Source organism: Streptosporangium sp. NPDC050284 (assembly GCF_044459525.1).
Taxonomy (GTDB): Bacteria; Actinomycetota; Actinomycetes; order Streptosporangiales; family Streptosporangiaceae; genus Streptosporangium.
In genome coordinates, this window is the sequence record NZ_JBITIZ010000016.1 from 1 (window position 1) to 26,993 (window position 26,993).

General features: G+C 69.1%; 20 protein-coding genes, 2 tRNA genes and 1 pseudogene. 18 read left to right on the forward strand and 5 right to left on the reverse strand.

The window, feature by feature from the left end; translation table 11 throughout:
- Positions 1-398 precede the first annotated feature (398 nt).
- From ACIBH4_RS31010 to ACIBH4_RS31020, 3 genes and pseudogenes are all read left to right on the forward strand, one after another.
- Entirely contained in the window at positions 399-797 is a 399-nt protein-coding gene (locus ACIBH4_RS31010; RefSeq protein ID WP_362510084.1) for a hypothetical protein, read from the forward strand.
- Complete coding sequence (locus ACIBH4_RS31015; protein WP_362510087.1) at positions 798-1,697, forward strand: hypothetical protein; 900 nt, start codon at positions 798-800, stop codon at positions 1,695-1,697.
- 381 nt (positions 1,698-2,078) lie between these two features.
- Positions 2,079-3,191: pseudogene (locus tag ACIBH4_RS31020) on the forward strand (recombinase family protein); the annotation flags it as partial.
- 48 nt (positions 3,192-3,239) lie between these two features.
- Here the strand turns inward: ACIBH4_RS31020 and ACIBH4_RS31025 are convergent.
- Positions 3,240-3,671, reverse strand: a complete 432-nt coding sequence (locus tag ACIBH4_RS31025) for a hypothetical protein (protein ID WP_362510090.1) — start codon at positions 3,669-3,671, stop codon at positions 3,240-3,242.
- 64 nt (positions 3,672-3,735) lie between these two features.
- Positions 3,736-3,821: transfer RNA gene (locus ACIBH4_RS31030), tRNA-Leu, on the reverse strand.
- Positions 3,822-3,989: 168 nt separating this feature from the next.
- Here ACIBH4_RS31030 and ACIBH4_RS31035 point away from each other — a divergent pair.
- The 3 genes from ACIBH4_RS31035 to ACIBH4_RS31045 all read left to right on the forward strand — a co-directional run bounded on the left by ACIBH4_RS31035 (position 3,990) and on the right by ACIBH4_RS31045 (position 8,567).
- Positions 3,990-5,297, forward strand: coding sequence for a M20/M25/M40 family metallo-hydrolase (locus ACIBH4_RS31035; RefSeq protein WP_362510093.1), 1,308 nt, complete (start codon positions 3,990-3,992; stop codon positions 5,295-5,297).
- Between the two features lie 170 nt (positions 5,298-5,467).
- A complete protein-coding gene (locus ACIBH4_RS31040; RefSeq protein ID WP_362510096.1) occupies positions 5,468-6,028 on the forward strand; it encodes a hypothetical protein in 561 nt (186 codons plus the stop codon).
- A gap of 244 nt (positions 6,029-6,272) precedes the next feature.
- Positions 6,273-8,567, forward strand: a complete 2,295-nt coding sequence (locus tag ACIBH4_RS31045; protein ID WP_362510099.1) for a chaplin family protein — start codon at positions 6,273-6,275, stop codon at positions 8,565-8,567.
- Positions 8,568-8,785: 218 nt separating this feature from the next.
- Here the strand turns inward: ACIBH4_RS31045 and ACIBH4_RS31050 are convergent, their stop codons facing one another.
- The gene (locus tag ACIBH4_RS31050; RefSeq protein WP_084195129.1) at positions 8,786-8,971 is read right to left on the reverse strand and encodes a DUF5703 family protein; all 186 of its coding nucleotides are present in this window, start codon (positions 8,969-8,971) and stop codon (positions 8,786-8,788) included.
- A gap of 157 nt (positions 8,972-9,128) precedes the next feature.
- Between ACIBH4_RS31050 and topA the strand changes: the two genes are divergently transcribed.
- The 11 genes from topA (at position 9,129) to ACIBH4_RS31105 (ending at position 24,070) form a co-directional block, all read left to right on the forward strand.
- Positions 9,129-11,783: a type I DNA topoisomerase gene (gene topA, locus ACIBH4_RS31055; RefSeq protein WP_362510102.1), complete on the forward strand. Its 2,655-nt coding sequence runs from the start codon at positions 9,129-9,131 to the stop codon at positions 11,781-11,783.
- 310 nt (positions 11,784-12,093) lie between these two features.
- Complete coding sequence (locus tag ACIBH4_RS31060) at positions 12,094-13,509, forward strand: metallophosphoesterase (RefSeq protein WP_362764734.1); 1,416 nt, start codon at positions 12,094-12,096, stop codon at positions 13,507-13,509.
- A 444-nt stretch (positions 13,510-13,953) separates the two neighbouring features.
- A complete protein-coding gene (gene tmk, locus ACIBH4_RS31065; RefSeq protein WP_362510108.1) occupies positions 13,954-16,014 on the forward strand; it encodes a dTMP kinase in 2,061 nt (686 codons plus the stop codon).
- Positions 16,015-16,043: 29 nt separating this feature from the next.
- Positions 16,044-17,225 (forward strand): DNA polymerase III subunit delta', encoded by a 1,182-nt coding sequence (locus ACIBH4_RS31070; RefSeq protein WP_362510111.1) that lies wholly within the window; start codon positions 16,044-16,046, stop codon positions 17,223-17,225.
- Between the two features lie 585 nt (positions 17,226-17,810).
- Positions 17,811-18,581, forward strand: coding sequence for a hypothetical protein (locus ACIBH4_RS31075; RefSeq protein ID WP_362510114.1), 771 nt, complete (start codon positions 17,811-17,813; stop codon positions 18,579-18,581).
- A complete protein-coding gene (locus ACIBH4_RS31080) occupies positions 18,578-19,732 on the forward strand; it encodes a glycosyltransferase family 4 protein (protein WP_362510117.1) in 1,155 nt (384 codons plus the stop codon). Before ACIBH4_RS31075 ends, ACIBH4_RS31080 begins: the two co-directional genes overlap by 4 nt.
- 138 nt (positions 19,733-19,870) lie before the next feature.
- Positions 19,871-20,398 (forward strand): SigE family RNA polymerase sigma factor, encoded by a 528-nt coding sequence (locus tag ACIBH4_RS31085; RefSeq protein WP_362510119.1) that lies wholly within the window; start codon positions 19,871-19,873, stop codon positions 20,396-20,398.
- Positions 20,395-21,063: a permease-like cell division protein FtsX gene (locus ACIBH4_RS31090; protein WP_362764731.1), complete on the forward strand. Its 669-nt coding sequence runs from the start codon at positions 20,395-20,397 to the stop codon at positions 21,061-21,063. The genes ACIBH4_RS31085 and ACIBH4_RS31090 overlap by 4 nt, the downstream gene beginning before the upstream one ends.
- A gap of 202 nt (positions 21,064-21,265) precedes the next feature.
- On the forward strand, positions 21,266-22,123 hold the full coding sequence (locus ACIBH4_RS31095) for a stage 0 sporulation family protein (RefSeq protein ID WP_399173306.1): 858 nt from the start codon (positions 21,266-21,268) through the stop codon (positions 22,121-22,123).
- 298 nt (positions 22,124-22,421) lie between these two features.
- Positions 22,422-23,930 (forward strand): alpha/beta hydrolase, encoded by a 1,509-nt coding sequence (locus ACIBH4_RS31100; RefSeq protein WP_362510124.1) that lies wholly within the window; start codon positions 22,422-22,424, stop codon positions 23,928-23,930.
- 63 nt (positions 23,931-23,993) lie between these two features.
- Positions 23,994-24,070, forward strand: a tRNA-Thr gene (locus ACIBH4_RS31105).
- 359 nt (positions 24,071-24,429) lie between these two features.
- Here the strand turns inward: ACIBH4_RS31105 and ACIBH4_RS31110 are convergent.
- Complete coding sequence (locus tag ACIBH4_RS31110; RefSeq protein ID WP_362510127.1) at positions 24,430-24,867, reverse strand: MarR family transcriptional regulator; 438 nt, start codon at positions 24,865-24,867, stop codon at positions 24,430-24,432.
- A gap of 175 nt (positions 24,868-25,042) precedes the next feature.
- Between ACIBH4_RS31110 and ACIBH4_RS31115 the strand changes: the two genes are divergently transcribed.
- Positions 25,043-26,029 carry an NAD(P)-dependent oxidoreductase gene (locus ACIBH4_RS31115; RefSeq protein WP_362510130.1) on the forward strand — a complete coding sequence of 329 codons (987 nt, stop codon included), beginning with the start codon at positions 25,043-25,045 and terminating at the stop codon, positions 26,027-26,029.
- 295 nt (positions 26,030-26,324) lie between these two features.
- On the opposite strand, the gene ACIBH4_RS31120 is transcribed toward ACIBH4_RS31115, so the two are convergent.
- On the reverse strand, positions 26,325-26,921 hold the full coding sequence (locus ACIBH4_RS31120) for a hypothetical protein (protein WP_362510133.1): 597 nt from the start codon (positions 26,919-26,921) through the stop codon (positions 26,325-26,327).
- Positions 26,922-26,993 lie beyond the last annotated feature (72 nt).

Consider the following 26,993-nt stretch of genomic DNA (forward strand, 5'->3'; position numbering starts at 1 on the left):
AGGCCGCATCTACTCGACGGCTGTCTGACCACAACGGGGTTGGCCATCGAGCCATGGTGATCGCGGGGACGGACTCTACGAATTCAACTGGAGTAGTTGGGAAGCGGACAACTGCGCATGTCGGCGTAGCTGAACAGCTCCCCGCCGAATCATGAAGTCGGCCCTCTGCAAGTTCACTACAGGAGGACCCGGCGCCCGCATTGCTTGGACGCTCGCCGGCGCCGGGCCTTCCGTCAGACCCACTCGAAAGGAGTAGGTCATGTTCAGCATCCCATCGATCGCGAGCACGGACACCCTAGGGGTGCCTCAATGGCTCATGCGTCGACTGCTGACTCTCGTCACCGCTCTGACGGGACGCGGGCATCTTGACAAGATCCCAGCGATCGGAGTCAACATCGATGGCTGAAACCGTCTGGCTGTCGTCAGATGGCCCCCATGGTGACGACTACACCAGCGAGGTCGCCGCAGCCGTATCCGAGGCTGTCCGCGTCCTCAACCACGCCACGCTCTCCCGTGTCGGCGTCACCTATCCGTCCACCGTGTACGACGTCCTCGGCCGTATTGGCATTTCGACAGCTGGGCTTGACCAACTGCTGAGGCAACTCGGCGAGGCGTTGCGGCGCATGCAGGAATCCGGGCAACTGGGTGACGACCATGGCGACCCCGGCAAGCGTCTTGACAAGGCTCTGTCAGAACTCGCGGCGGCCCGGAAGTCGGCACGTGACCTCGCGCTCCGACTCGACCGTGCCTTCAACACCACGGCCGGTCTGCATCTGACAGACAGAGGCAGGCACTAGATGAAACGAGAAAGGCTGTATTTCGACGACCGATTCCCGACTCGGAGGCAGGTAGCAGGCCTGTCGGACGCCGCATTCCGTATACATTTCACAGCGATCTTCTGGTGTGCCCACAACCTGACCGACGGTGCGGTACTCCAGGAAGACCTGATCGACGTGTGTCCGCGAGTGCGGAAGCCGCTGCGCTTCATCGCCGAACTCGTGTCCCGGGGTACCTGGCATCTGCCTGGCGAAGAGTGTCCCTCCGATCTCTGCCCGGCGCCTGTGGCGAAGGGGTGGGTGATTCACGACTTCTTCGCATTCGTGCCCGCTAAGGAGCGGGTGGAGAAAGAACGGAAAGCTAACGCCGAGCGGCAGAAAAGGTGGCGAGACAGGCGACGCGACCGGACCGAGCCACACGCCGTCGACGGTGGCGTTGGTAACGCCGAACGTAACGCGTTACTAACGCCACGCAGTTCCGTCCAGTCCCCGAAGGGGACTAGGACGGAAGAAGATGAAGACAATCAGTCGTCTTCTCGTCCGTCTTCTCGTCCGTCTTCTCGCCGTAACGCGCGCGCCTGGGCGAACGACGACGACTCCGTCGATCGCGGTATCGTCCAGCTCCTGGCTGAGTTGACCGGCCGCGAGATTCGCCTCCTCGACGCGGCCGTGATCCGCCACGCGATCCTCGATGGCCGGTCCGTCAAGCACCGAAGTCGCTACGTGGCCAAGGCACTCAAGGAAGACCCCGACAAGTTCCTGCCTGCGGTCGAGGGCGTCGAGCCCAGTCCGTCGCTGAGGATCGCCCCAGATTGGTGCGGTTACTGCGACGAGCGCACCCGGCAGATGGAACTTCGCGACAACACTGTGGCGCGCTGCCCGGCGTGCCACCCACTCATGGCTAAGAGACCTGCGTCATGACCAGACGCAAAGCACTGTCCTGCTTGAGAAAGCACCGCAGGCAGCCTGCGCTTTCGACGTCACGGAAACATCCGACCCGCCGCCCTGCCGAGGTGCTGGCCGCAACGTGCGGATCTACGCCAGGGTACGGCGACAAAACGGCCCCGACTCCAGTACCGCCAAGCACGTCGCCGGGGCCGCACCCCTACCCGCCAGCAACGAACGCATAGGAGCGCCTCTCATCATGACCGCATCCACCACTCGTAAACAGCGGACTCCGCACATCGTCTTACCAAGTGGACCGCCCCGCCTGACGTCCAGCGCCGCCACGGAACTGCTCGCCATCCTGCTGGAGGCTCACCAAACCATGCTCGTCAACCGCCCCAACGTCGCATAGGACCCATGAACACCATCCGCTTCGCCTTCTACGGCCGGGTCTCCACCGAGGACAAGCAGGATCCCCAGTCCTCGCGAGGCTGGCAGATCACCCGCTCCCGCGCGCTCATCGAGTCGCGCGGGGGCGTGATCGTCACCGAGTTCTTCGACGTCGACAAGTCCCGCTCGATCCCCTGGCAGCGCCGCCCGCACGCGGCGGCGCTGCTCGCCGAACTACGCAACCCCGACCGCGGCTTCGACGCGGTGGTGATCGGCGAGCCGCAACGAGCCTTCTACGGCAACCAGTACGGCCTGACCTTTCCCGTCTTCGAGCACTTCCGGGTTCCGCTCTGGGTGCCCGAGGTGGGCGGCCCCATCGACCCGAACAACGAGGCCCATGACCTGGTCATGAGCGTGTTCGGCGGTATGAGCAAAGGCGAGCGCAACCGCATCAAGATCCGCGTGCGCAGCGCCATGTCAGCCCAAGCCCAGATGGAAGGCCGCTTTCTGGGAGGTCGGCCGCCTTATGGCTACCGGCTGGCCGACGCGGGCCCACACCCCAACCCGGCCAAGGCGGCCGACGGCAAGCGTGCTCACCGACTGGAGCTTGATCCCGTCGCCGCACCCGTGGTGGAAGAGATCTTCGCGGTCTTTCTCGACGGCTACGGCCTGTTCGCCATTGCCGAGAGACTGACCCACAACGGGATTCCCAGCCCATCAGCTCACGATCCGGGCCGGAACCGTCACCGCTCCGGCATCGCCTGGTCCAAGAGCGCGGTGCGCGCCATCTTGACCAACCCCCGCTACACCGGCCACCAGGTGTGGAACCGCCAGCGCAAGGACGAGGTCCTCATCGATGTGGACGACGTCGGCCTGGGCCACACCACGAAGCTCAGGTGGAACTCCAAGCAGGACTGGGTCTGGTCGAAGACGGTCGTTCACCCGCCGATCGTGTCCACGGAGGATTTCGACGCCGTGCAGATGACGCTGACGGGGCGAGGCGATCGCCACACCGACAAGACCCGCAAGCGCACCCCCAAGCCGTACCAGCTCCGGGGGCTGCTGTACTGCGGTGTCTGCGACCGCAGAATGCAGGGCCAATGGGTCAACGACGCGGCCTACTACCGCTGCCGCTTCCCCGAAGAGTACGCCCTGGCCAACCACCTCATGCATCCCCGCAACGTCTACCTACGAGAGGACCGCGTCGTCCCGCGACTGGACCGCTGGCTCGGCCGGCTGTTCGCGCCCCACAACGTTGACCAGACTCTCGACGTCTTGGCGGCCGCACAGGACGTGACACCGCCCGAGGCCCAAGCACTCGCTGTGGCACGCCGCCAGATCACCGAGTGTGACCGCAGGCTCGCCCAGCATCGGGCTGCTCTTGAGGCGGGCGCCGACCCGGCGCTCGTCGCCGGATGGATCCAGGAAGAGCTTGTCCGCAAGACCGCGGCCGAGCAACGCCTCGGCCGCGCGCACGTACTGCCTCAGAGGCGGCTGAGGCGTGATGAACTGGCGGAGATCACGCACAGGCTTGGAGACATGGTGCGAGTTCTCTCGAATGCCGACCCGATCCGGAAGGCCAAGATTTACGCGAACATCGGACTGCGGCTGGTCTACCATCCGTCAAAACAGAAAGTCCTGGTCACGTCTACACATGACCAGGACCCCATAGGTGACCGGTTTGTGTCCGAGGGGGGACTTGAACCCCCATGCCCCGCAAAGGGCACTAGCACCTCAAGCTAGCGCGTCTGCCTATTCCGCCACCCGGACGTGGTGCCTGCACGTGGGACCGTCATCCCGCGTCGGCGGACTTAGGTTAGCAAACTCTTGAGCCGCCGTCATATCGGTAAGAGGGCAGGTGCGGGCGGGGTGCCGGGAAGGGGTGCCCGGCGGCAGGATGGGAGGTGGAAGCCGTACCGAAACCCCAAGGAGTCCACCATGACGGCGATCAACGCTGAGGACGAGGTCGTCGGGCTGTGCCGCGACCTGATCAGGATCGACTCGACCAACGCGGGCGACAATTCGGGGCCCGGTGAGCGGGCCGCCGCCGAGTACGTGGCCGAGAAGCTGGCCGAGGTGGGGCTGGAGCCGAAGATCCTGGAGTCGGACAGCCGCAGGGCCAACGTGGTCGCCCGCATCGCCGGGGAGGACTCCTCCCGTGACGCCCTGCTGCTCCACGGCCACCTGGACGTCGTCCCCTTCAACGCCGCCGACTGGACCCAGCACCCGCTCAGCGGTGAGATCGTCGACGGCTGCGTCTGGGGGCGCGGGGCGGTCGACATGAAGAACATGGACGCGATGATCCTCGCGGTGGTGCGGCAGCGGCTCGCCGAGGGGCGCAGGCCGCCGAGGGACGTGGTGCTGGCCTTCACCGCCGACGAGGAGGCGGGGGGCAACTACGGCGCCCAGTGGCTCGCCGACGAGCACAAGAGCCTGTTCGACGGGTGCTCGGAGGCGATCGGCGAGGTGGGCGGGTTCAGCGTCTCCATCGACGAGGCGCGCAGGCTCTACCTGATCGAGGCCGCCGAGAAGGGCATCGCCTGGATGCGCCTGACCGCCACCGGCAGGGCCGGGCACGGCTCGATGCTCAACGCGGAGAACGCGGTCACCGAGCTGGCCGAGGCGGTTGGCCGCATCGGCCGGTACGAGTGGCCGGTCCGGATGACGCGGACGGTGAGGACGTTCCTTGAGGAGACCTCCAGGGTCCTGGAGCTGGAACTCGACCTGGACGACGCGGAGAAGACCGTCGCCAAGCTGGGGCCGCTCGCCCGGATGATCGGCGCCACGCTGCGCAACACCGCCAACCCCACGATGCTGGAGGCGGGCTACAAGGCCAACGTGATCCCCCAGACCGCGACCGCGCACGTGGACGGCCGCTTCCTGCCGGGATACGAGGACGAGTTCTTCGAGACGCTCGACGAGCTGCTCGGCCCCAACGTGACCAGGGAGTTCGTCTACCACGACATCGCCATCGAGACCGGCTTCGACGGACCGCTGGTGCGCGCGATGGCCGACGCGCTCCTCGCCGAGGACCCGGGCGCACTGGCCGTGCCGTACACGCTGTCGGGGGGCACGGACCTCAAGGCGTTCAGCAGGCTGGGCATCCGGGGATTCGGCTTCGCGCCGCTGCGGCTCCCCGCCGACCTGGACTTCTCCGGGATGTTCCATGGCATCGATGAGAGGGTTCCGGTGGATTCGCTCCGGTTCGGGGTCCGGGTCCTTGACCGTTTCCTGGACGGCTGCTGAGCCTTTACCGGGAAAACCGTTGTGTTGACTCGTTGTGGTGCTAACGTAACTCTCCGTTGAGGGATGGTCCGTGTCCAAGCGGGCCCGTCCAGGAGTTTTGGGGAGGTCACGTGGCACGCGTGCCGCACGAGCAGTGGAGGGCGTCATCGCCCGCTGTTCGACGCGCGCCCGTGACTCTTCCCGTCGACGACACGATCCCCGGCCGGGCTGACCGGATGGCGCGGTTCGCGGCCGGCACTCGGTGGGGTTTCATGCGAGCCCTCGCCATCGGTGGTCTCCTGGCCGCCGCATGGCTGCTCGCGGTCGTCTTCGGGCTCCTCGGTGCCGCTCCCGCGGTCGCGGACACCACCGCGACGACAGGAGAGGCCCACTCCCAGACCCCTCACACAGCCGCTTCCGGACCGGCCCTCGGGGCCGGTGTCTTCCCCACGGTCGGCGGCGGGCCTTCGGCGACGGAAAACGCCGAGGCCATGGCGGGGCGAGGTGTGGACGGGCTCACCAGCCAGTCCCAGCCGGGGTTCCCGGCACCCGCCACCGTCGAGCACGGCTCTGGCGCGAATGGATTCGTGCCCCAGAGCGGTAGTGGATCCGGTGCCCCAGGGCCGGGTCCGGGGGATGTCGCGTGGTTCGCCTACGACCCGCGGCCGACGACGCAGCGTGTTCCGCCTGCGTTCGTGCTTCCCCCCGTCGTCCGCACAGCGGCGGACGACCCTTCTTTCTCTCCTGACTGATCTCGTCTCGCGGACCGGCCCATCCCCTTTCTGGTGATCCGCCGGTCGCGGAGCCTGCCTTCATCCTCCGTCCCCAGGAGAACCGCTCCGTTCGGTGAGCGATCAGCAGGCCGAAGAAAAGGCAATTGCCATTCCTCGTGACGGCCCTCGGGGCCTCCGCTGTGCGGGCCTTTCCGGCCTTCCCACGGCTTCGCACGCCCTCACGAGGGTCAGGTCCCCCCCGAAACTGCTAGGAGCTTCAATCATGCGTACGTGGGTTACGGGTACGGCCCCCGCGGCACTGCTCGCACTGGGCGTCATGGCGATGGGCGGCGGTACGGCCTTCGCCGACACCGACGGCGACCATTCGATCGGCGGCGGCAACCAGGTCAACCTCCCGATCACCCTGCCGATCGACATCAGCGGCAACTCCGCCGCCGTGGCCGGGGAGTCGTCCGCCTCCTCGGAGGGCGGCGCCTCCGTCGAGAGCGACGCCGGCGGTGCGGGCGCGGGTGGCAACACCACATCGGGCCGGGGTTCGGTGCTGGGCGGCAACCAGGTCGTCGCCCCCATCACCGCACCCGTCAACGCCTGTGGCAACGCGGTGTCGGTCTTCGGCCGCTCCGAGGCGGGCTGCCGGGGCGGCTCCTCGGTGCGGAACGAGGGCGGGAGCGGCGGCGGAGCCGGCGGCAACCGTACGAACGGTGACCACAGCATCGGCGGCGGCAACCAGGTGGTGGCGCCGATCACCGCGCCGATCAACGCCTGCGGCAACTCCTTCGCGATCTTCGGCGGGGCGACCGCCGGTTGCCGGGGCGGTGCCTCGGTGAGCGGTCAGGGCGGTGCCGGTGGAGCCGGTGGAAACCGCACGTCCGGCCGGGGTTCCGTGCTGGGCGGCAACCAGGTGGTGGCGCCGATCACCGCCCCGATCAACATCTGCGGCAACTCGGTCGCCGTCGTCGGCGAGGCCTTCTCCGGTTGCGAGGGCGGCGCCGAGGTCGGCGGCGGCACGCCCGATGGCCCGGGTGGCCCCGCTGGTCCGGGCGGTCCCGGCGGTCCTGGCCACCCTGGCGGTCCTGGCCACCCGGGTGGTCCCGGTCACCCCGGCGGGCCCGGGCACCCTGGCGGGCCTGGGCACCCTGGCGGGCCTGGGCACCCCGGTGGTCCGGGGTGGCCGGGTAAGCCTGACGGTCACGGCGGACCCGGCCACGGCGACCACGGGAAGCAGGGGCCGCGTCCCGGCGGCGGCTGGGACCACGGTCCGCGTCCGGGCGGCCACGGCGACGACTGGGAGCGCGGTCCCCGTCCCGGCGGCCCCGGGGGCTACGGCCGGCCGGGGAACGACACCGACGGGCGCTTCGGCGCCGGTAGCGGCAACCAGGTGGTCGCGCCGATCACCGCGCCCGCCGAGGTCTGCGGCAACAGCGTCGGCAACGGCCCGGCGGGCTGCCCGGGAGGGACGTCGGCCGGGACGGGCCGGGGTGGCGGTGCGGGCGCGGGCGGCAACGTCACGTCCGGCCGGGGTTCGGTGCTTGGCGGCAACCAGGTGGTGGCGCCGATCACCGCGCCGATCAACGTCTGCGGTAACGCGGTGGCCGTCCTGGGCGGGGCGTTCGCCGGTTGCCAGGGGGGCGCGTCCGTCGTGGGCGGCGGCGGTGGCGCCGGCGCGGGCGGCAACGTCACGTCCGGCCGGGGTTCGGTGCTCGGTGGCAACCAGGTGGTGGCGCCGATCACCGCGCCGATCAACGTCTGCGGCAACGCCGTCGGCGTGCTCGGCCAGGCCGCGGCCGGGTGCAGGGGCGGCGCCTCGGTCTCGGGCGGTGCGGGCGCGGGTACAGGCGCCGGTGACAACCGCACCTCGGGTCGGCACTCCGTGCTTGGTGGCAACCAGGTGGTGGCGCCGATCACCGCGCCGATCAACATCTGCGGCAACGCCGTGGCGGTCCTGGGCGACGCCGCCGCGGGCTGCCTCGGAGGCTCCCGCGCCGGTGGCCCGTCCGGGCGTCCGGGCGGTGGCCAGTGGGGCGGTCCCGGCGGTGGCCACCGGGGCGGCCCCGGTGGGCACGGCGGCCCTGGTGGGCACGGCGGTCACGGCGGTTACGGCAAGGGCCACGGTGACTGGGACTCCAAGCCCGGCAAGCAGAGGACGAGCGGTCTGCTGCCCGCGTTCCCGGCCGTCCCGGCGCTCGGCGGCGCGGCCGGACAGGCGTCCGCCCCCGGCCTGTCGCCGACGGCCGCGGACCGGTCGCGGTTCCCGGCCGCCGAGAGGCTGCCCGAGTTCCCCGCCGCTCCCGCCGTTCCCGCGGCGCCCGCGAGCGAGGTGAGCGACCGGGCCGCGAAGGCCGGAAAGGGCTTGTCGGCTCCCGTCGCCGACCTGACCTCCTCGACCCCGGCCGGAGCCCTGCCGGTCGGTGACCTGGGCCTGATGAGCGCGGCCCAGCCCGTCGGCGTGACCGGGATGAACGTCGGTTCTCTGGTCACCCTCCTGATCGGTGCGCTGGCCGCGGCTGCCGCGACGGTCTTCGGCACCACCCGCCGGATCCGTTTCGGCAAGAAGTAGGGGAACGGGAAGCAAGGCGGGAAGTAAGACATTAGTAACCCATTGGACACGCTTTCCCAGGACCGCTGAGGAAGGCGCCTAGACGCCTCGAAGGCGGCGAGACAGGACGGCCGCGCCCTCGTGGCGCGGCGTCCGCTCGGCCTGCGAGGCACGGAAGCTTTGCCCGTTCCGGGGGCGCGGCCCGGAGCGGGCAAAGCCATGTCCGGAGTCACCCGGAGTTACATCGTCCTGGTCACACGTATTATCTTCCGGCGCAGTCGAACGTCTCGGCGGCCGTCGGGATACAGTCGCAGGCGGTCGAGCTCCCAGTCGCCGTATTCTGCATGTTCGGTCAGTATCCGCCGGGCTGCGTCCCGGGATGTGCCACGCGGAAGGTGGAGGACCAAGTAGGAGTAGTCGAGCACAGCGATTAGTCTCCGAGGGTGAGCCGGGGGACGTCGACACTCATAGGGCTTTATTCTGCGTCCTTGCGGCTTCCCTTGGGAGTGTTCTCGGTCGAGACCGGGTAACCCGAGGGGAAGAAAACGGGGAACGAATGCGAACAGCGAGGTAGGAAGCAGCGTGCCAGCCAAGAACGGCAACGCCGGTGGAACCCGCCTGGTGATCGTCGAGTCGCCTTCCAAGGCGAAGACCATCGCCGGGTACCTCGGCCGCGGCTACGTCGTGGAGTCCAGTATCGGACATATTCGCGATCTCCCTGAGAAGGCCGACGACATCCCCGAGAAGTACAAGGGGGAGTCCTGGGCACGCCTCGGTGTCAACGTGGATCACGAGTTCGAGCCGCTCTATGTCGTCAACCACGACAAGAAGGCGCAGGTGAGCAAGCTCAAGCAGCTGCTCAAGGACGCCGACGAGCTCTATCTCGCCACTGACGAGGACCGCGAGGGCGAGGCGATCGCCTGGCACCTTCGTGAGGTGCTCAATCCCAAGGTGCCGGTCCACCGCATGGTGTTCCACGAGATCACCCCTCGGGCGATCCAGGAGGCGGTGGCCAACCCCCGCGCCCTGAACCTGAGACTGGTCGACGCCCAGGAGACCAGGCGCATCCTCGACCGCCTCTACGGCTACGAGGTCAGCCCGGTCCTGTGGAAGAAGGTCAAGCCCCGCCTGTCCGCCGGGCGCGTGCAGTCCGTGGCGACCCGGCTCGTCGTGGAGCGCGAGCGCGAGCGCCTCGCGTTCACCAGCGCGAGTTACTGGGACCTGCAGGCGCTGCTCGACACCGGCCGCGACGAGATCCCGCACGAGTTCACCGCCATGCTGACCGGTGTGGGCGGTAAGCGCGTCGCCCAGGGCCGTGACTTCGCGAGCAACGGCACCCTCAAGAACGCCGACGTGCTCCACCTGGACGAGCAGGCGGCCCGTGCCCTGGCCGGGCGCCTCGCCGGGGTCTCGTACAAGGTCAAGTCCGTCGAGCGCAAGCCGTACACCCGCAAGCCGTACGCGCCGTTCAGGACGACCACGCTGCAGCAGGAGGCGAGCCGCAAGCTGGGCTTCTCCGCGAAGTCGACCATGCAGGTCGCCCAGCGTCTGTACGAGAACGGCTTCATCACCTACATGCGAACCGACAGCATCACGCTGTCGGAGACCGCCGTCGCGGCGGCCCGCAGCCAGGCGATCAAGCTGTACGGCGCGGCGTACGTGCCCGACAAGCCGCGCGTGTACGCGAGCAAGGTCAAGAACGCGCAGGAGGCGCACGAGGCGATCCGTCCCTCGGGTGAGGAGTTCCGCACGCCGGGCGAGACCGGGCTGAGCGGCGACATGTTCCGCCTGTACGAGCTGATCTGGCAGCGGACCGTGGCCTCCCAGATGAAGGACGCGGTCGGCGAGTCGGTCACCGTCAAGGTGAACGGCACGTCGAATTCGGGTGAGCTGGTCGAGTTCACCGCCTCCGGCCGGACGATCACCTTCCACGGTTTCCTGAAGGCCTACGTCGAGGGCGCGGACGACCCGTCCACCGACCGGGACGACTCCGAGAAGCGCCTGCCGAACCTCACCGAGAACGACCCGCTCACCGCGTCCGCGCTCAACGTGCTGGCGCACGCGACCAAGCCGCCCGCGCGATACACCGAGGCGTCGCTGATCAAGGAGCTGGAGGACCGGGAGATCGGCCGCCCGTCGACGTACGCGTCGATCATCGGGACGATCCTGGACCGCGGTTACGTCTTCAAGAAGGGCACGGCCCTGGTGCCGTCCTTCCTGGCGTTCGCGGTGGTGAACCTGCTGGAGCGGCACTTCGGAAACCTCGTCGACTACGACTTCACCGCCGACATGGAGAAGGTCCTCGACGACATCGCGAACGACCGGGCGGAGCGGGTGCCCGAGCTGCGCCGGTTCTACTTCGGCGCGGAGGGCGACGAGGGCCTGAAGGAGCTGGTCACCGACCTCGGTGAGATCGACGCCAAGGAGATCAGCTCGTTCTCCATCAGGGGCACCGACATCATGATCCGGGTGGGGCGCTACGGCCCGTACCTGGACCGCGACGGCGCCCGGGTGAACGTGCCGGAGGACCTCGCGCCCGACGAGCTCACCGCCGAGATGGCCGAGGAGCTGTTCTCCCGTCCGACGGGTGACAGGGAGCTGGGCAAGGACCCGGTGACCGGGCACGTGATCGTGGCCAAGGACGGCCGTTACGGCCCGTACGTCACCGAGATCCTTCCCGAGGAGGCGCCGCCGGCCGAGGGCGCCAAGAAGAAGACCAAGAAGGCCGACGCCGTCAAGCCGCGCACCGGCTCGCTGCTCAAGTCGATGTCCCTGGACACCGTCACCCTGGAAGACGCCCTGAAGCTCCTCTCGCTGCCTCGCGTGCTCGGGGTGATCGACGACCAGGAGGTCACCGCCCAGAACGGCAGATTCGGGCCTTACGTCAAGAAGGGCACCGACTCGCGCTCGCTGGCGTCCGAGGAGGAGATGTTCACGATCACCCTTGAGCGGGCCAAGGAGTTGTTCGCCCAGCCCAAGGCGAGGGGAAGGCAGGCCGCGGCGGCGCCCCCGCTGCGCGAGCTGGGCGAGGATCCCGTCTCCAAGAAGCCGATCGTGGTGAAGGAGGGGCGGTTCGGGCCGTACGTCACCGACGGCGAGACCAACGCCTCCCTGCGCAAGGGTGACGAGGTCGAGCAGATCACGACCGAGCGCGCCGCCGAGCTCCTCGCCGACCGCCGCGCCCGTGGCCCGGCGCCCAAGCGTCCCCGCACCACCAGGGCCAAGGCGAAGGCCTGACACTTCGTTTTCGGGGTCCCTGGGAGCTTTCAGGCCGGCCTTCCAGGGTTCTGTGAGCTCCCAGGGCCTTGAGGGCTTTCGGGGTGTTGAGTTTCCAGGGTCCTGAGCTTTCAGGGTCCTGGGCCTCCAGGTTCCGAGTCTCCGGGGTCCTGGGCTTCCAGGGTTTTGGAAGTTCAGAGCCCTGAACCGGCGTGCTTCTGGGCTTCCGAGGCTCTGGACTTCCGGGGTTCCAGGTATCCGGGAACGCATTCGCCATCCCGGGCGTTCTTCGGAGCGCACCGGGAACGGCCGGTGGGCGCGGGAGAGGCGAGTGACGGTTGTGGGTTTCGTGTCGCTGGTCATCTGCGCGATCACGCTGGTCCACTTCTATCTGTGGCGTCGCCTGGTCGGTTCGACCACGAGGCCCGGCCGGACCCGCCGGGTGCTGACGTGGGTTCTCGTCGCCCTGGCCGTGCTCGCCCCGGTGACGTTGGTCGCCTCCCGCAGCGAGTGGGGCCACTTCCTGGCCTGGCCGGGGTTCTTCTGGATCGCGGTGATGTTCTACCTCTTCGTGTTCCTGGTGATCCTGGAGATTCCCCGGGGTGCGGCCCTGCTGGTCCTGAGGTGGACGGAGCGGCGGGCGGAGGGGCCGGATGTGGCGGACGCTCAGGAGAAGCGGGCCGCGCTCATGGCCGCCCAGCCGGTGCCCGCCGTTCGACCCGATGTCGCCGACCGGTCCGCCGTCGCCGGTCGGTCCGGGTTCGAGGCGGGGTCCGAGGCGGGGTCCGGGAGGAGGGCCGAGGCGAGTTCGGAGACGGGGACCGAGATCGGTGGCGTGATCGTCGTTCCCGGTGCCGGGGACGCGCGGCGCGACGGAGGGTTTCCAGGAGGACCGTACGGCCAGGCCGGGATGAGCAGGAGGCTGTTCATCGCCCGTACGGCAGCGGTCGCCGCCGGGGCGGGGGCGCTGGGCACGGTCGGGTTCGGGGTGAGGACGGCTCTCGGTGACCCGGTGATCGAACCGGTCAGGGTCGTCCTGCCCAGACTGGATCCGCGCCTGAGCGGCCTGCGGTTCGCGGTGGTGAGCGACATCCACCTGGGCCCGCTCACCGGTACGGAACACGCCCGTCGCCTCGTCCGCATGATCAACTCACTGGAGGCCGACGTGGTCGCCGTCGTCGGTGACCTGGTCGACGGTACGGTGGCCGAACTCGGCTCGCTGGCCGTGCCGCTGAAGGACCTCGAATCCCGCTACGGTGCCTACTTCGTCACCGGCAACCACGAGTACTACACCGCCAACGGCCCGCAGGAGTGGATCGAGGAGCTGCGCGGGCTCGGCATCCGCCCCCTCGGCAACGAGCGCGTCGAGATCGCCCACGGGGGAGCCGTTCTCGACCTCGCCGGGGTCAACGATCTCGGCGGTGTCGCCTCGGGTGACGGCCCCGACTTCGAGCGGGCGCTGGGCGGTCGTGACCGTTCCCGGTCCACCGTCCTGCTCGCCCACCAGCCGGTCCAGGCCGTCCAGGCGGCGACGTACGGCGTGGACCTCCAGCTGTCCGGCCACACGCACGGTGGCCAGATGGTCCCCTTCAATCTGGTCATCCCGATGCAGCAGCCGGTCGTCTCCGGCCTCGGCGAGGTGGACGGCACCCAGGTCTACGTGACGCGGGGCGCGGGCTTCTGGGGGCCGCCGGTCCGGGTGGGCGCACCGCCTGAGATCACTCTTCTGGAAGTCCGGAACGAGTAACCCTGGACACCCGGCCTGGGGCACACCGTTCAGGAAGTTCGCGGTGAGCACCTGGGGAACTCGGCAGGGAGACTTCCTCGGGAAGTTCACGGCGGGCACTCGCGAGAACTCGGACAGGAGTGCTCCTCCGGGAGTCCGCAGCGAGCACCCGGGGGAAACCCGGCAGGGAGACCCCTCGGTAAGTTCACGGGGAGCACCTGGGGAACTCGGACGGGAGTGCCCCTCCGGAAGTCCGTGGCGAGCACCTCTGGAAATTCCACCGGAGGCACTTTGGGGGGCTCCAACGGCAGCACCTCTGGAAACAGTCGTACCGAGCGCCTCTTTTCGCGGGTGTGACCTGCGGGGCGCGGGGCCGGCGTATTACCCTCGTGCGACGGGCAGCCGGGTATTTCCGCCTGGCTCGTGTTTTCCCAAGCCCAGCGAGCATCTGGATACGCTGACACTATGACCACCCCTGGCCGGAGCACCGCGCGACGTAAGACCCCCCACGTGCTGGCCAACGCCCCGTTCCGCAAGCTGTGGACGGCGATGTCGGTATGCAGCCTGGGAGACTGGCTCAACCTCCTCGCGCTGACCGCCCTGGCGGGCAATCTCACCGCGGCGTCGGGCTACCAGGTTCAGAGCCTGGCCATCGGCGGCGTCTTCGTGGCGAAGATGCTCCCGGCCATCCTGCTGGGACCGCTCGCGGGGGCGTTCGCCGACCGGTTCGACCGGCGGCTGACGATGTTCTTCTGCGATCTCCTGCGCTTCGCGCTGGTGCTGTCGATCCCGCTGGTCGGCAGCTACCAGTGGGTGATCATCGCCACGTTCCTGGTCGAGTGCGTCAACCTCTTCTGGGTGCCGGCCAAGGACGCCACGGTGCCCAACCTGGTGCCCAAGGAGCGGCTGGAGGAGGCCAACCAGCTCAACCTCCTGGTCACGTACGGCACCGCGCCCGTCGCCGCGCTGCTGTTCGCGCTGCTTTCCGTCGCCGACGACGTCCTGGGCAGGCTGGTGCCGTTCCTCGCCCAGCGCGAGACCTACCTGGCGTTGTTCATCAACGCGCTCGCCTACCTGGTCTCCGCCGTCATCATCTTCTCGCTCAAGGACATCCCGAAGAGCGGAGCGCGGGCCACCTCCACGCCGTCGGTGCTGCGGCAGATCTTCGAGGGCTGGCGGTTCGTCGGCGGCAACCGGCTGATCCGCGGTCTGATCATCGGCATGCTGGGCGCGTTCGCCGCCGGTGGCGCGGTGGTCGGGGTGGCCAAGATCTACGTGGAGGCGCTGGGCGGCGGCGACGCGGCGTACGGCGTGGTCTTCGGCGCGGTCTTCGTCGGTATGGCCTCCGGCATGTTCTTCGGGCCCAGGCTGCTGAGGGAGCTGTCGCGGCGGAGGCTGTTCGGCCTGTCGATCGTGGTGGCGGGGCTCGTCCTCGTCGCGGTCGCCCTCGTCCACAACCTGGTGATCGTCGTCCTGCTGACCGTGCTGCTCGGCGCGTGCGCGGGAATCGCGTGGATCATCGGCTACACCATGATCGGGCTGGAGGTGGACGACAGCCTGCGGGGCCGTACGTTCTCCTTCCTGCAGTCGCTAGCCCGGGTGACCCTGCTGCTGGTGGTCGCGGTCGCGCCGACCCTGGCGGGCCTGTTCGGCGAGCGCCAGATCAGGGTCGGTCTGGAGCCGGTCTACCGGTTCGACGGCTCGAACCTGGTCTTGCTGGTCGGCGGGCTGCTCGCGGTGATCGTCGGAATCGTCGCGCTGCGGCAGATGGACGACCGCAGGGGCGTCTCGATCGTCGCCGACCTGCTCGCCGCGGTGCGCGGGGAGCGCTTCGCCCCCGAGAGCCCTGAGCAGGGGCGCGGGATGTTCATCGCGTTCGAGGGCGGTGAGGGGTCGGGGAAGACCACCCAGTCCAGGTTGCTCGCGATCTGGCTGCGCGACCAGGGCTTCGACGTCGTGCAGACCCGTGAGCCCGGCTCGACCAAGGTGGGGATGCGGCTGCGGGCGATCCTGCTCGACGCCGTGCACCAGGGACTGTCGGCGAGGTCCGAGGCGCTGCTGTACGCGGCCGACCGGGCCGAGCACGTGGAGAAGGTCATCCGACCGGCACTGTACCGGGGTTCGATGGTGATCTCCGATCGCTACGTCGACTCGTCGCTCGCCTACCAGGGCGCGGGCCGCGCCCTGGACACCGGGGACGTCACGATGATCAACAATTGGGCCACCGGCGGGCTCGTCCCCGATCTCACCGTGCTCATCGACACCCCGCCTTCGGTGGGGCTGGCCCGGCTGGGCGGGGCCGCCGACCGCATCGAGTCGGAGCCCCTGGAGTTCCACGAGCGCGTCCGTCGTGAGTTCCGGGCACTGGCCGCCGCCGAGCCCGACCGCTACCTGGTCGTCGACGGGACCCTGCCCCAGAGTCAGATCTCCTCGATCGTCCACGACCGGATCCGCGAGATCCTGCCCGACCCGGTGCCGCAGGAGTCGGAGGACGTCACCGGGACGATGCCCGCGATCCGCGACTGAGCCCGCGTCCCCGACGGTAGGTTGGGGGCGTGGGAGTCTTTGACGATCTTGTGGGGCAGGAACGGGCCTCCGCGACGCTCCGCCGGGCGGCGGCGGCCGGGGCCGATCTGCTGGCCGGAGGGCGCGGCGCAGGGATGACCCACGCGTGGTTGTTCACCGGGCCGCCCGGATCCGGTCGCGAGGAGGCCGCGCGGGCGTTCACCGCCGCGCTGTTCTGCCCGGACCAGGGGTGCGGCCACTGCGACATGTGCCACCAGGTGGCGGTCGGCTCCCACCCCGACCTGGAGATCGTCCGCCCGCAGGGGCTCTCGTACGGCATCAAGGACACCCGGCGGCTCATCCTGCGCGCGGCCGGGGCGCCGACGCTGGGCCGCTGGCGGGTCGTGCTGTTCGAGGACGCCGACCGGGCGACCGAGGGGGCGTCCAACGCGCTGCTCAAGGCCATCGAGGAGCCGCCGCCGAGGACGGTGTGGCTGCTCTGCGCGCCCTCCCCGGACGACATGATGATCACCATCAGGTCCCGATGCCGGATCGTCACGCTCGTCACCCCGCCCACCGCGGCGGTCGCCCACGTGCTGGCCACCCGCGAGAACGTGCCGGTGGCGATGGCGGAGTTCGCGGCCAGGGCCGCCCAGGGGCATATCGACCGTGCCCGCAGGCTCGCCCTGGACGGGGACGCGCGTGCGCGCCGCGAGGCGGTGCTGTCCATCCCCCGGTCGCTGACCGGTGTCGGGGAGTGCGTGATGGCCGCCGAGCGGCTGGTGAAGACCGCCGAGGACGAGGCCGCCGCGGTCACCGCGGTGCTGAACGAGTCGGAGATCACCGAGCTGCGGCAGGCCTACGGCGAGGGCTCCACGGGCAAGGGGCTCAACAGGGGCCTGATCCGCGGCGGCGCCGGGGCGCTCAAGGATCTCGAGGACCGCCAGAAGTCCCGGGCGACCCGCACCAAGCGCGACGTCATCGACGCCTCTTTGCTCGACCTGGTGGCGTTCTATCGCGATGTGCTGGCGGTGCAGTTCGGCGCGTACGTGGAACTGGCGAGTGAGGACCGCCGCGCAGACCTGGACGAACTGGCCCGTGCCTCCACGCCGGAAGACACCCTGCGCAGGATCGACGCGATCATGCGCTGCCGGAGGCGGCTGGCGTCCAACGTCAGTCCGCAGATGGCGGTCGAGTCGATGACCATCTCGCTGCACCGGCCCGGGCTCTGAGCCTCGGCCGTCCCCGAACCGTACCGGGCGGGATTCGCCGACCCCGAACCGGCCCTGAACCGGCTTGATTCGGCCCCGAATCGGCCCCGAAACGATCCTGACGTCGTACCGGGCCGATTCCGGACCGGTCTTATCCGGTCGTACGGGGCCGTCGGACCTGGCTGTGAGGTCACGCGAGGCTCTCGGGTGCCGTTTTCAGGAGCCGCAGTCCATAGAGCCGGTTCCACGCCGCGAGGGCCCAATCACTGCCCGCCGTCCCCGGGCGCGGATCGACGGCGCGATGCCCGCTTGTTCGTCGCGGTGTCCGGGCCGGGGCCGTTCGGAGAGGGCTCTGACCGATACCGGACATTTTCCAGTTTCCTTGGCCGGCGGCTGAATATCTGCTGGTGGGAGGGTAGTTGGTAACCCTCATCAAGTAGTCGCTATCCGTCTGTTTCCGATTAGGTGGAACCATTCATCGCTAAGTCGCCTCAAAGTACGAGTACGGGTCGTTAAGATTAACCGGCAAAATAGGTTATTTCGTTATAAATCGGTGGACAGTGTCCTGCTCTATGGGGATGAGCAGCGAAGACCGGGGGACTCTTGGTGAGCATTGGGGCACGGTACGGCGGGATTCCGCCCGCGAAGGAGCGGGCCGTCACGAGCCGTGTGGGCGACGACGACACGCTGAGAATCGAGTGGCCGCAGCCGATCCACGGGGGCGACGGGAACGATCCCGGGATCGTTCTGCGGCACGTGGAGACCGGCGAGGAGTGCGAGGCCACGAATCTGAAGGCACTCTCCGCGGGCATCTGGACGGCGTCGCGAGGCGGTGAGCCCATCGCCACCGACGACCCGGGATTCTCGCTCGACGGCCTGTGGGCCTACGCGGAGACCCCCAGAAACCGAGAGATCAGGGCGTTTCGCACCGCTGTCGGGACGCTGGGCCTGCGGGTCCGCGAGGTCGAGCCGTACGTCGAGGTGATCCGGGTGACCGCGGAGGACGGGGTGATCGAGGTCGAGGGCGCCGTCGCGTACGGCGAGCCGATCCGGGGGGCGGCGAAACTCGTGGCGGTGGCCCGCCGGGGACCCGAGCCCGTGAGCGGGCCCGCGAACTTCCAGGGGCGGTGGTTCGACGGCGGGATCGAGATCGCGCCGATGGCCGAGACGCAGGTACGGCGCCGGGTCTTCTGGGATCTCTACGCGGAGTTCTCCGGAACCCGTCTGCCGCTCGCGACTCGCCTTGATGACATAACGGACAAGAAAACCAAAATTCGGTTCCCGGCCCAGCGCGTGGGACAGGTGAGGGTCCGGCCGTACTACACCGAGACCGACAGCCTCGCCGTCGCGCTCAGCGTCGAGGAGGAGAGCTCGTGAAGATCTCCTTTCTCATCCTCAACGCCTACGGCATGGGCGGAACCATCCGCGCCACCTTCGACCTGGCCACGGCGATGTCCGAGCGGCACGAGGTCGAGATCGTCAGCGTCTTCCAGCACGCCGACGTCCCCTTCCTGCCGTTGGGCTCCCAGGTTCGCCTGCGTTCACTGGTGGACCTGCGGGAGGGGGCCAGGGTCCGCTGGCCGTACGCGAAGAAGGCCGAGCGGCTGAGCGCGCGGGAGAGCGCGCTGATCCACCCCGAGGAGCGCGCGTACGCCTCCTTCAGCGCCTGGAGCGACGAGGTTCTCGTCCGCGAGCTGCGCAGGCTCCGCAGCGACGTGCTGATCACCACCCGCGCGGGGCTCAACATCATGGCCGCGAGGTACGCGCGCAAACGGGTCATCACGATCGCCCAGGAGCACCTGCACTTCGAGGCACACCAGCCCGGGATCTTCGAGGAGATCCGGACGTGGTATCCGAGGCTCGACGCCGTCGTGACCCTCACCGAGGCCGACGAGCACGACTACCGGAAGATGCTCGACGGGGCGTCCACCCAGGTGTTCACCATCGGCAACGGGCTGCCCGGCGGCCCGCGTCCGCGCTCCCGGCAGGAGAACCGGATCGTGCTGGCCGCGGGCAGGCTGGTGCCGGTCAAAGGGTACGACCGCCTGCTGAAGGCGTTCGCCCGGGTGGCCAAGGAGCGCCCGGACTGGAAACTGCGCATCTACGGCGAGGGCCGGGTCGGCGACAAGCTGATCAAGCAGTCCGTCAAGCTGCGCCTGCACAACAACGTCACGTTCATGGGGCCCACGGGAGACATCGAGGGCGAGCTCGCCAAGGCCTCGATCCACGTGGTCAGCTCTCGTTTCGAGGGCTTCGGCATGACCATCATCGAGGCGTTCGCCTCCGGGGTGCCGGTGGTCAGTTTCGACTGCCCCCGTGGGCCTCGCGAGATCATCACGCCCGGGATCGACGGGCTGCTCGTCCCCGCGGACGACGTGGACGCACTGGCCGCCGGGCTGATCCAGATGATCGACGACGAGGAGGGCCGCCACCGGATGGCCGAGAACGCCCTCCAGACGGCCAGGAGCTACGACATCTCCATGATCGCCGACCGCTGGGAGAAGTCCTTCGCCGAACTCGGCCGCTGAGCCGAGCCCGCGCGCCGGGCGGAGCGCACCGGATGGGACACGTGGGCAGGAAGGGGCCACAGGCGGAAAGAGCGCGGACGGGGCGGAACTCGTGGGTCGAACGAAGCAGCAGAAGGCCCGGCACGGCGTCTCTGTGATGTGGAAGTCGAACTGCTCTCCCACGGAGAGCCCCTCGCCAGGGACCGCGTCGACATCGCGACGCTGTTCGCCGAACATCACCTCGGGCTGGTACGGCTGGCGCTGCTCATGGTGGGCGACCAGGCCACCGCCGAGGACGTCGTACAGGAGGCGTTCACCCGCACCCACGCGGGACGGCGCCGTCTGCGCGACCCGGGCAGGGCGCTGACCTACATCCGTTCGGCGGTTCTCAACGGGTCGCGATCGGTGCTGCGCCGCCGCGCGGTCGCCTTCCGACGGACCGCGCCGTACGAGCCGCCGGTCTGGTCCGCCGAGCACGTGGCGCTGCTCGGTGAGGAACGCCGAGAGGTGCTCATGGCCCTGCGCGCGCTGCCCAGGCGGCAGCGGGAGGCGCTGACCCTCCGCTACTACCTGGACCTGTCCGACCAGGAGATCGCCGAGACGATGGGCATCGCCGCAGGCACCGCCCGTTCCACCCTCGCGCGTGGGCTGGCCGCCCTCGCGCGGATGCTCAAGGAGGAGTCATGACCGACATCGAGAACCGCCTCCGCGATGCCCTCTCCACCGCCGCCGCGACCGCCGAGAACGTTCGCCCGCTCACCGTCCCCGCCCGCCGCCGCTCCAGGGCACCCTTCCGGATCGCCGTCGCGGCCCTCGCCGTCGCCGTGACGGTCTTCGGAGTCGTACGGCTCAGCGCGATCTCCCAGCTGTCGAGGGAGAACATCGTCGCCATGGCGATGAGCGGCCCCGAGCAGTCGGGATACGCCGATGTGTCGGTCTTCCTCTGCAAACAGGACAGCCCCTTCCCCATCTGCGACCATGCGGCGACAGAGGATGAGCAGGAGGAGATCCGCCGGGCACTTGAGGTCCGGCCCGATGTGGAAAGGGTCTTTTTCAAAGATAGCCAGCAGGCATGGAAGGAATTCCAGAGCCAGTACGCGGACAATCCCGCGCTGCGGGAGGCGATAGCCGTCGAGGACATGCCGGAGTCCTTCCGAGCCTGGCTCAGGCCGGGGACGGATTCCAGGGCCGTCGCCCGCGCCATGGGCGAACTGCCGGGGGTGTCCAACGCGGTCGATACGCCCTGCATGCTGAGAAAAGCATCGCTGTGGTCGCTCATCACGCACTTCCTTCCGTGGTCGGGTGAGCCGGAGCAGTGCTCCTTCCCGGCGTTCAAGCCCCCGGGGGCCTGAGCGGAAGCGGACCGAACGGGTTCGGGCCGGGCGGGTGACGGCGGCTTGAGCGGTTCGCGAGTACGGCCGGGCGGTGTCGCGTGCCCGGCTCGACGACGCCGGGGTCGGGCGGCTTGTCCATGATCGCCCTTGGATGACACCCCACATCCGAGGGCATGACGCATAAGGTGAGCACGAGCCGTACCCCCAGGTTTGGAGCCATATGGGCATGATCATGGCGGTGAGTTTCACCCGCTACGGCAGGCTGTACTACCTCGATCCCGGTGAGCACACCCCCAAGGTCGGAGACAAGGTGCTGGTTCCCACCGACGCGGGCCCCGAGGTGGCCGAGTGCGTCTGGGCGCCCCAGTGGACGAGCGAGGAGGTCGGCGGGCTGCCGGTGTGCGAGGGCATCGCGACCGAGGAGCACCTCACCCGAGACGAGGGCAACAAGCGGCGCCGCGCCGAGGCCCGCAGCGTCTCCAAGCGTCTGATCAAGCGGCACGCGCTGCCCATGAAGGTCGTCGGCGTCGACTACACCGACGCCGAGAACGTCTACACGGTCTATTTCTCCGCCCCACAGCGGGTCGACTTCCGCGCCCTCGTCCGCGACCTGGCCCGCAACCTGCGCGCCCGGGTGGAGTTGCGCCAGATCGGCCCCCGCGACGAGGCCCGCCTCCAGGGCGGCATCGGCCCCTGCGGCCGCGACCTGTGCTGCGCCACCTTCCTCAAGGACTTCGAGCCGGTCTCCGTCCGGATGGCCAAGGACCAGGACCTGCCGGTGAACCCGCTGCGCATCGCGGGGGCGTGCGGACGGCTGATGTGCTGCCTGAAGTACGAGCACCCCCTCTACCTCGACGCGCACAGCAGGATGCCCCGCCTCGGGCTGAAGGTCGACACCCCCGAGGGGGCGGGAACCGTCGTGGGCCGCAACGTACCCTCCGACTCCGTCGTGGTCCGCCTTGAGGAGGGCGGCCGCCGCTGCGCGTGCCCGTCGGCGTCGGTGTGCTCCCCGCGCAAGCAGCACGACGCGGCGTACGGGGACGCGGTGAAGGTCGCCGACGGCGGCCCCGAGGGGTGACCGGAGGCCCGCGGGCGCCCGGGTTTCAGCGGCCCCCGAACCCGCGCGGTCGCCGACCGCTTGAGCCCGCACGAGGGCTCGGGTTCGACGGCTGCGGAGCCTGTGTGGTCGCCGATCGCTTGAGCCTGCACGAGGGTTCGCGTTTCGATGACCGCTGAGCCCGTGTGGCGCTCGGGTTCGACGGCCGACTGAGCCCGCGCGGGCGTAGGATGCGAGCGGTCAGCCTCTCCGCGCGCGTCGGCTCCCCCCGCCGGACCCGCGTGCGATCCCGACCCACGGACTACGGAGCGGACAAGGCGTGAAATCCCATGTGGCCGCCGTACTGGCGGCGGTGGCCCTACTGGCGAGCGCGTGCACCGGCACGGGCGCCAACGCCGGCTCCGGCAGCGGCGACGGGGGCAGCGGTACGGGCGGTGGTGAGGTAGGGGGGTCGTCGCTCACCTGGAAAGACTGCGGGGACGGCTTCGAATGCGCGAAGCTCCCCGTTCCCCTCGACCACGGCAAGCCGGACGGCGAGAAGATCGAGATCAGCGTGATCCGGCTTCCCGCCTCCGGTAACCGGATCGGCTCGATCCTCATCAATCCCGGCGGCCCCGGCGCCTCCGGGGTTCAGTACGCCCGAAGTGCCCGCACGGCGGTGAGCAAGGCCGTACGAGACCGCTTCGACGTCGTGGGCTTCGACCCGCGCGGGGTCGGCGACTCCGAGCCCGTCCGGTGCCTGTCGTCGAGCGAGCTGGACACCTACGTCGGCCTCGACAGCTCGCCCGACTCGCCGGGAGAGGTCACCATGCTGGAGGAGGGGTCGCGGCGGTTCGCCTCCGGCTGCCAGGCTCGTTCGGGCAAACTCCTGCCGTACGTCGGCACGGCCAACGCCGCCAGGGACATGGACCTGCTCCGCGCCGCCGTCGGCGACGACCGCCTCACCTACCTCGGCAAGTCGTACGGCACCCAGCTGGGTGCGGCCTACGCGGACCTCTTCCCCGGCCGCGTCCGCGCCCTCGTCCTGGACGGCGCCGTGGACCCCTCGCTCGGCCCGCTGGAGATGAACACCGCGCAGGCGCGCGGTTTCGAGGTCGCCCTCGACGCGTTCCTCGAAGACTGCCTGGCAGCCACCGACTGTCCCTTCCGCGGCTCCGTCGCCTCCGCCCGCGAGGAGATCGCCGCCCTGCTCCGCCGCGCGGACACGACCCCCCTGAGCAACGGGACGGGCGACGGCCGTACGGTGACCGAGGCATGGACCACCCTTGGCCTGATCACCCCGCTCTACGACCGGCAGGCCTGGCCGGTGCTCAGGCAGGCGCTCGACCGGGCGCTGAAGGGTGACGGCACCACCCTGCTCCGCATGGCCGACCTGTTGATCGACCGTGAGGCGAGCGGCGAGTACACCAATCAGACCGAGTCCAACCTCGCCGTCAACTGCGTCGACGCCCCCTACCCCGCCGACTCGGCCGCCTACGCCGCAGCGGCCCGTGAGGCGGCAAAGGAGGCCCCTCTCTTCGGCGCGTACGTGATGTGGAGCTCGCTGCCCTGCGCGTACTGGCCGGTCAAGGGAGGCCCACGGGAGAAGATCGACGCCCCCGGAGCTTCGCCCATCATGGTCGTCGGTACCCTCCGCGACCCGGCCACCCCCTACCAGTGGTCCGAGGCCCTCGCCTCCCAGCTCTCCTCCGGCGTTCTCGTGGGGTTCGACGGCGACGGGCACACCGCCTACCTGACCGGTTCGACGTGCGTGGACCGTCTGGTGGACGGCTACCTGATCGATCTGGCCGTCCCCAAGGACGGGACCCGCTGCCCCAAGATCGGGTGATTCCAAGGCGCGAGAAGGCTTCGGGAGCCTGTAGACTGCCGTAGGCCGTGGTGAACACGGCACGCCGCCTTAGCTCAGTCGGCCAGAGCACTTCACTCGTAATGAAGGGGTCTGGGGTTCGATTCCCCAAGGCGGCTCCAGCTCAAAGGCCCTCCCGGATGATCAGGGAGGGCCTTTTGCATGCCGTGCAGCAGTGAAATACAGCAACGAGGTCAGCCGTCCTGGTTCGAGCGCGACCACCGCGCAGACGGGGCCGCCACCGGCCACGATCACCGGCCAATGCCCGGACTCGTCCTCGGCATGCCCCGATGCGGCCCTGCCTTCGTCGATGAGCTTCTCGCCCAGGCGCGCACCATATCCCCGTCACTCGTGTAGTCGAACGCCTGCGAAATCGACTGTAGGGAGCACGGGACGATAGGACTATGACAAACTCCGCGACCGACTCATAGCCAAATGACGAAGGGACGGTTGGCGTGGCGCCGGGCCTCGGCTTCGTCCGTCAGTCTCCGGCGGCGCTGAGAGTCCGCAAGATGTCGACCAGTGTCGTCATCTGCTGGGAGGTGAGCGGCTCGAACAGCTCTTCCGCCGCCCGTTCATAGCCGGCCGTCCAGTCCTCGGCCAGGGCGGCCCCCTGTGCCGTCGCCCGAAGGAGCACGGACCGGCGGTCGTTGGCGCTGGTCTGGCGTTCGAGCAGTCCGTCGCGGACCAGCGCGTCGACCAGGGTGGAGGCGGTCCCTTGGGCGATGCCGACCGCGAGAGCGAGCTCGGTGAGCCGGACGGGCTGTGAGCGTGCCACCTCCACCACCAGGCGGGACCTCGGCGTCGACACCCCGTGCTCGCCCAGGCGCTCGTTGAAGTGACGGACGAGAACCTTCGCCGTGCGACTGAACTCGTCGGCGACCTGTGCTGCGGTGACGCCCTTCCTCGCGTGCGGCATCGCCCACCTCCCACTTGACGCATCCATCGTACGGGAGGTTACATAGACGTAGATGCATTGGCATCAAACTATTCGATTACGATGCATCTATGAGGAGCGGCCGGGGTCGCGCGCCGAGCAGCACCGGAACCGGGTGCGCACGAGGGGTGCGCGCTCAACCACAAGGAGTGGAAACGTGAAGGTTTTCGTCACTGGCGGCAGCGGTTTCGTCGGCAGCACTCTCGTCCATCGCCTCGTCGCCGAAGACCGCGAGGTCACGGCACTCGCCAGATCGGATGCGAGCTTTCAGCGCGTACGCGCGGCCGGTGCCGATCCCGTACGTGGCGATCTCGCCGACCTCCGCGAGGTCGGCTCCCCGGCACCGAGCTGGCTCGCCACGCTGCGAGAGGTCGACGCGGTCGTGCACGTCGCGGCGCACATGGAGTTCTGGGGGCCCGACTCGCTCTTCGAACGGGCCAACCACGTGCCGACGGTCGCCCTGCACGCCGCGAGCGTCGCGGCCGGGGTACGACGCTTCGTGCTCATCAGTGCCGCGTCCGTCTCCACGGGCAGCCAGCGTCTTCCTGTCGTGGACGAGTCGACGCCGGAAGGCCGGCCGAACATCGCCTACAGCCGCGTCAAGCTGGCCACCGAGCGCGTGCTCCTGGAAGCCCGCAGCGGAAGCACCGAGCTGGTGGTGCTCCGCCCGCCGTTCATCTGGGGTCGCGGAATGACGACGATCACCGAAATGGCCGAGGTGGCCGAGGCCGGACGGTTCGCCTGGATCGATCACGGCACGCACATCGTCGACTTCGTGCACGTCGGCAACCTGGTCGGCGCCGTGCTCCTGGCGCTCACGCGGGGCTGCCACAAGGGCGTCTACTACGTGACGGACGGCACGCCGATGCCCATTCGCGACTTTCTCACTCCCCTGCTGGCGACCCGCGGCGTGGATCTGTCCAAGGGTCGCAGCGTCCCGCTGGCGATGGCGGCGCCCCTGGCGGCGATGATGGACCGCACGGCCCGCCTGCTCCGCCGGAAGTCGGCGCCCCCGCTGACGAACTGGCTCGTGAGCTTCACCGGCCGGGACCGTTCCTACGACATCACCGCCGCGAGGACGGAGCTGGGCTACTCGCCCGACGTGACCCTGGAGAAGGGCCTGGCTGCGATGAGCTTCTCCTGAGCCGGGCGACGTCAGTAGGTGTAGAAGCCCTCGCCGGTCATGGCGCCGAGTCACCGGACGACATCAGCCGCCCGGCGAGCGCACACTGCGTCGTATTCCGGCCGATCTCGACGGTGACGAACTCGACACCCAGATCGGCGGGTTGTGCCGTGATGGACGCACCGATCGGTTCGCGAACCGGCGCCAGTCCACGGGTATGCCATCGTCTCGGGGTCGCCTGCTCTATGGATCTTGGATCGCGGGGGATCCTTACGTTGAATCGACTTGCGCGAACTTTCCAGGTGAAAGTCCGAGGCTAGGTTGGGGTCGTCGTGGGGAGAAGGAGGGTGGGGGAGGCTTCGATGAATCGCAGGGGGACGGGGCCGTAGCGTTCGGGGAGTTCGGCGGTTGCCTTTTGGAGGTCGGTGGTGCCTATCTCTACGGCGGCGCCGTCGAAGCGGGCGGCCACCGTGGTGATGGGGACCCCCCTGCGGGTCCAGTAGTCGATGTCGTCGGTGATGCGCTGGGCCAGGGCCTCCAGGCGGCGAGCGGAGTGGGCAGCGTCGCGGAGTTCGACGGGGGCGGCGGGGAACCTGCTGCGCAGAGCGCTGTCCAGGGTGGAGGACGGGACGCGGTAGACGATCAGCTTGGAGCCGTCGACGGTTATCCCGGCGTACTGGTCGGGGTAGGTCTGGCGTAGGTACTCGCTGACGCGGTCGGCCAGGAAGGGCGCCTCGGCCTGGCCCGTGGGTGTGGAACTCACGGCGGCGGGGTGGGGAACGGAGGGCGTGGGGCCTTCGGGGGTCGCGGCCGTGTCGTCGCCGGGGGCCGCGCATGCCGCCATGGTGGTGGCCAGGCAGAGGGCCGCGCCCAGGACGGTGGCCGTGGTGCGGATGTGATTCCTTGCACTCATGAGGACGCCTCCGATCATATTGTCCGACAAACAGTAGAACGAAAAGTGGACGGGATGCGTTCGAACCGGGAT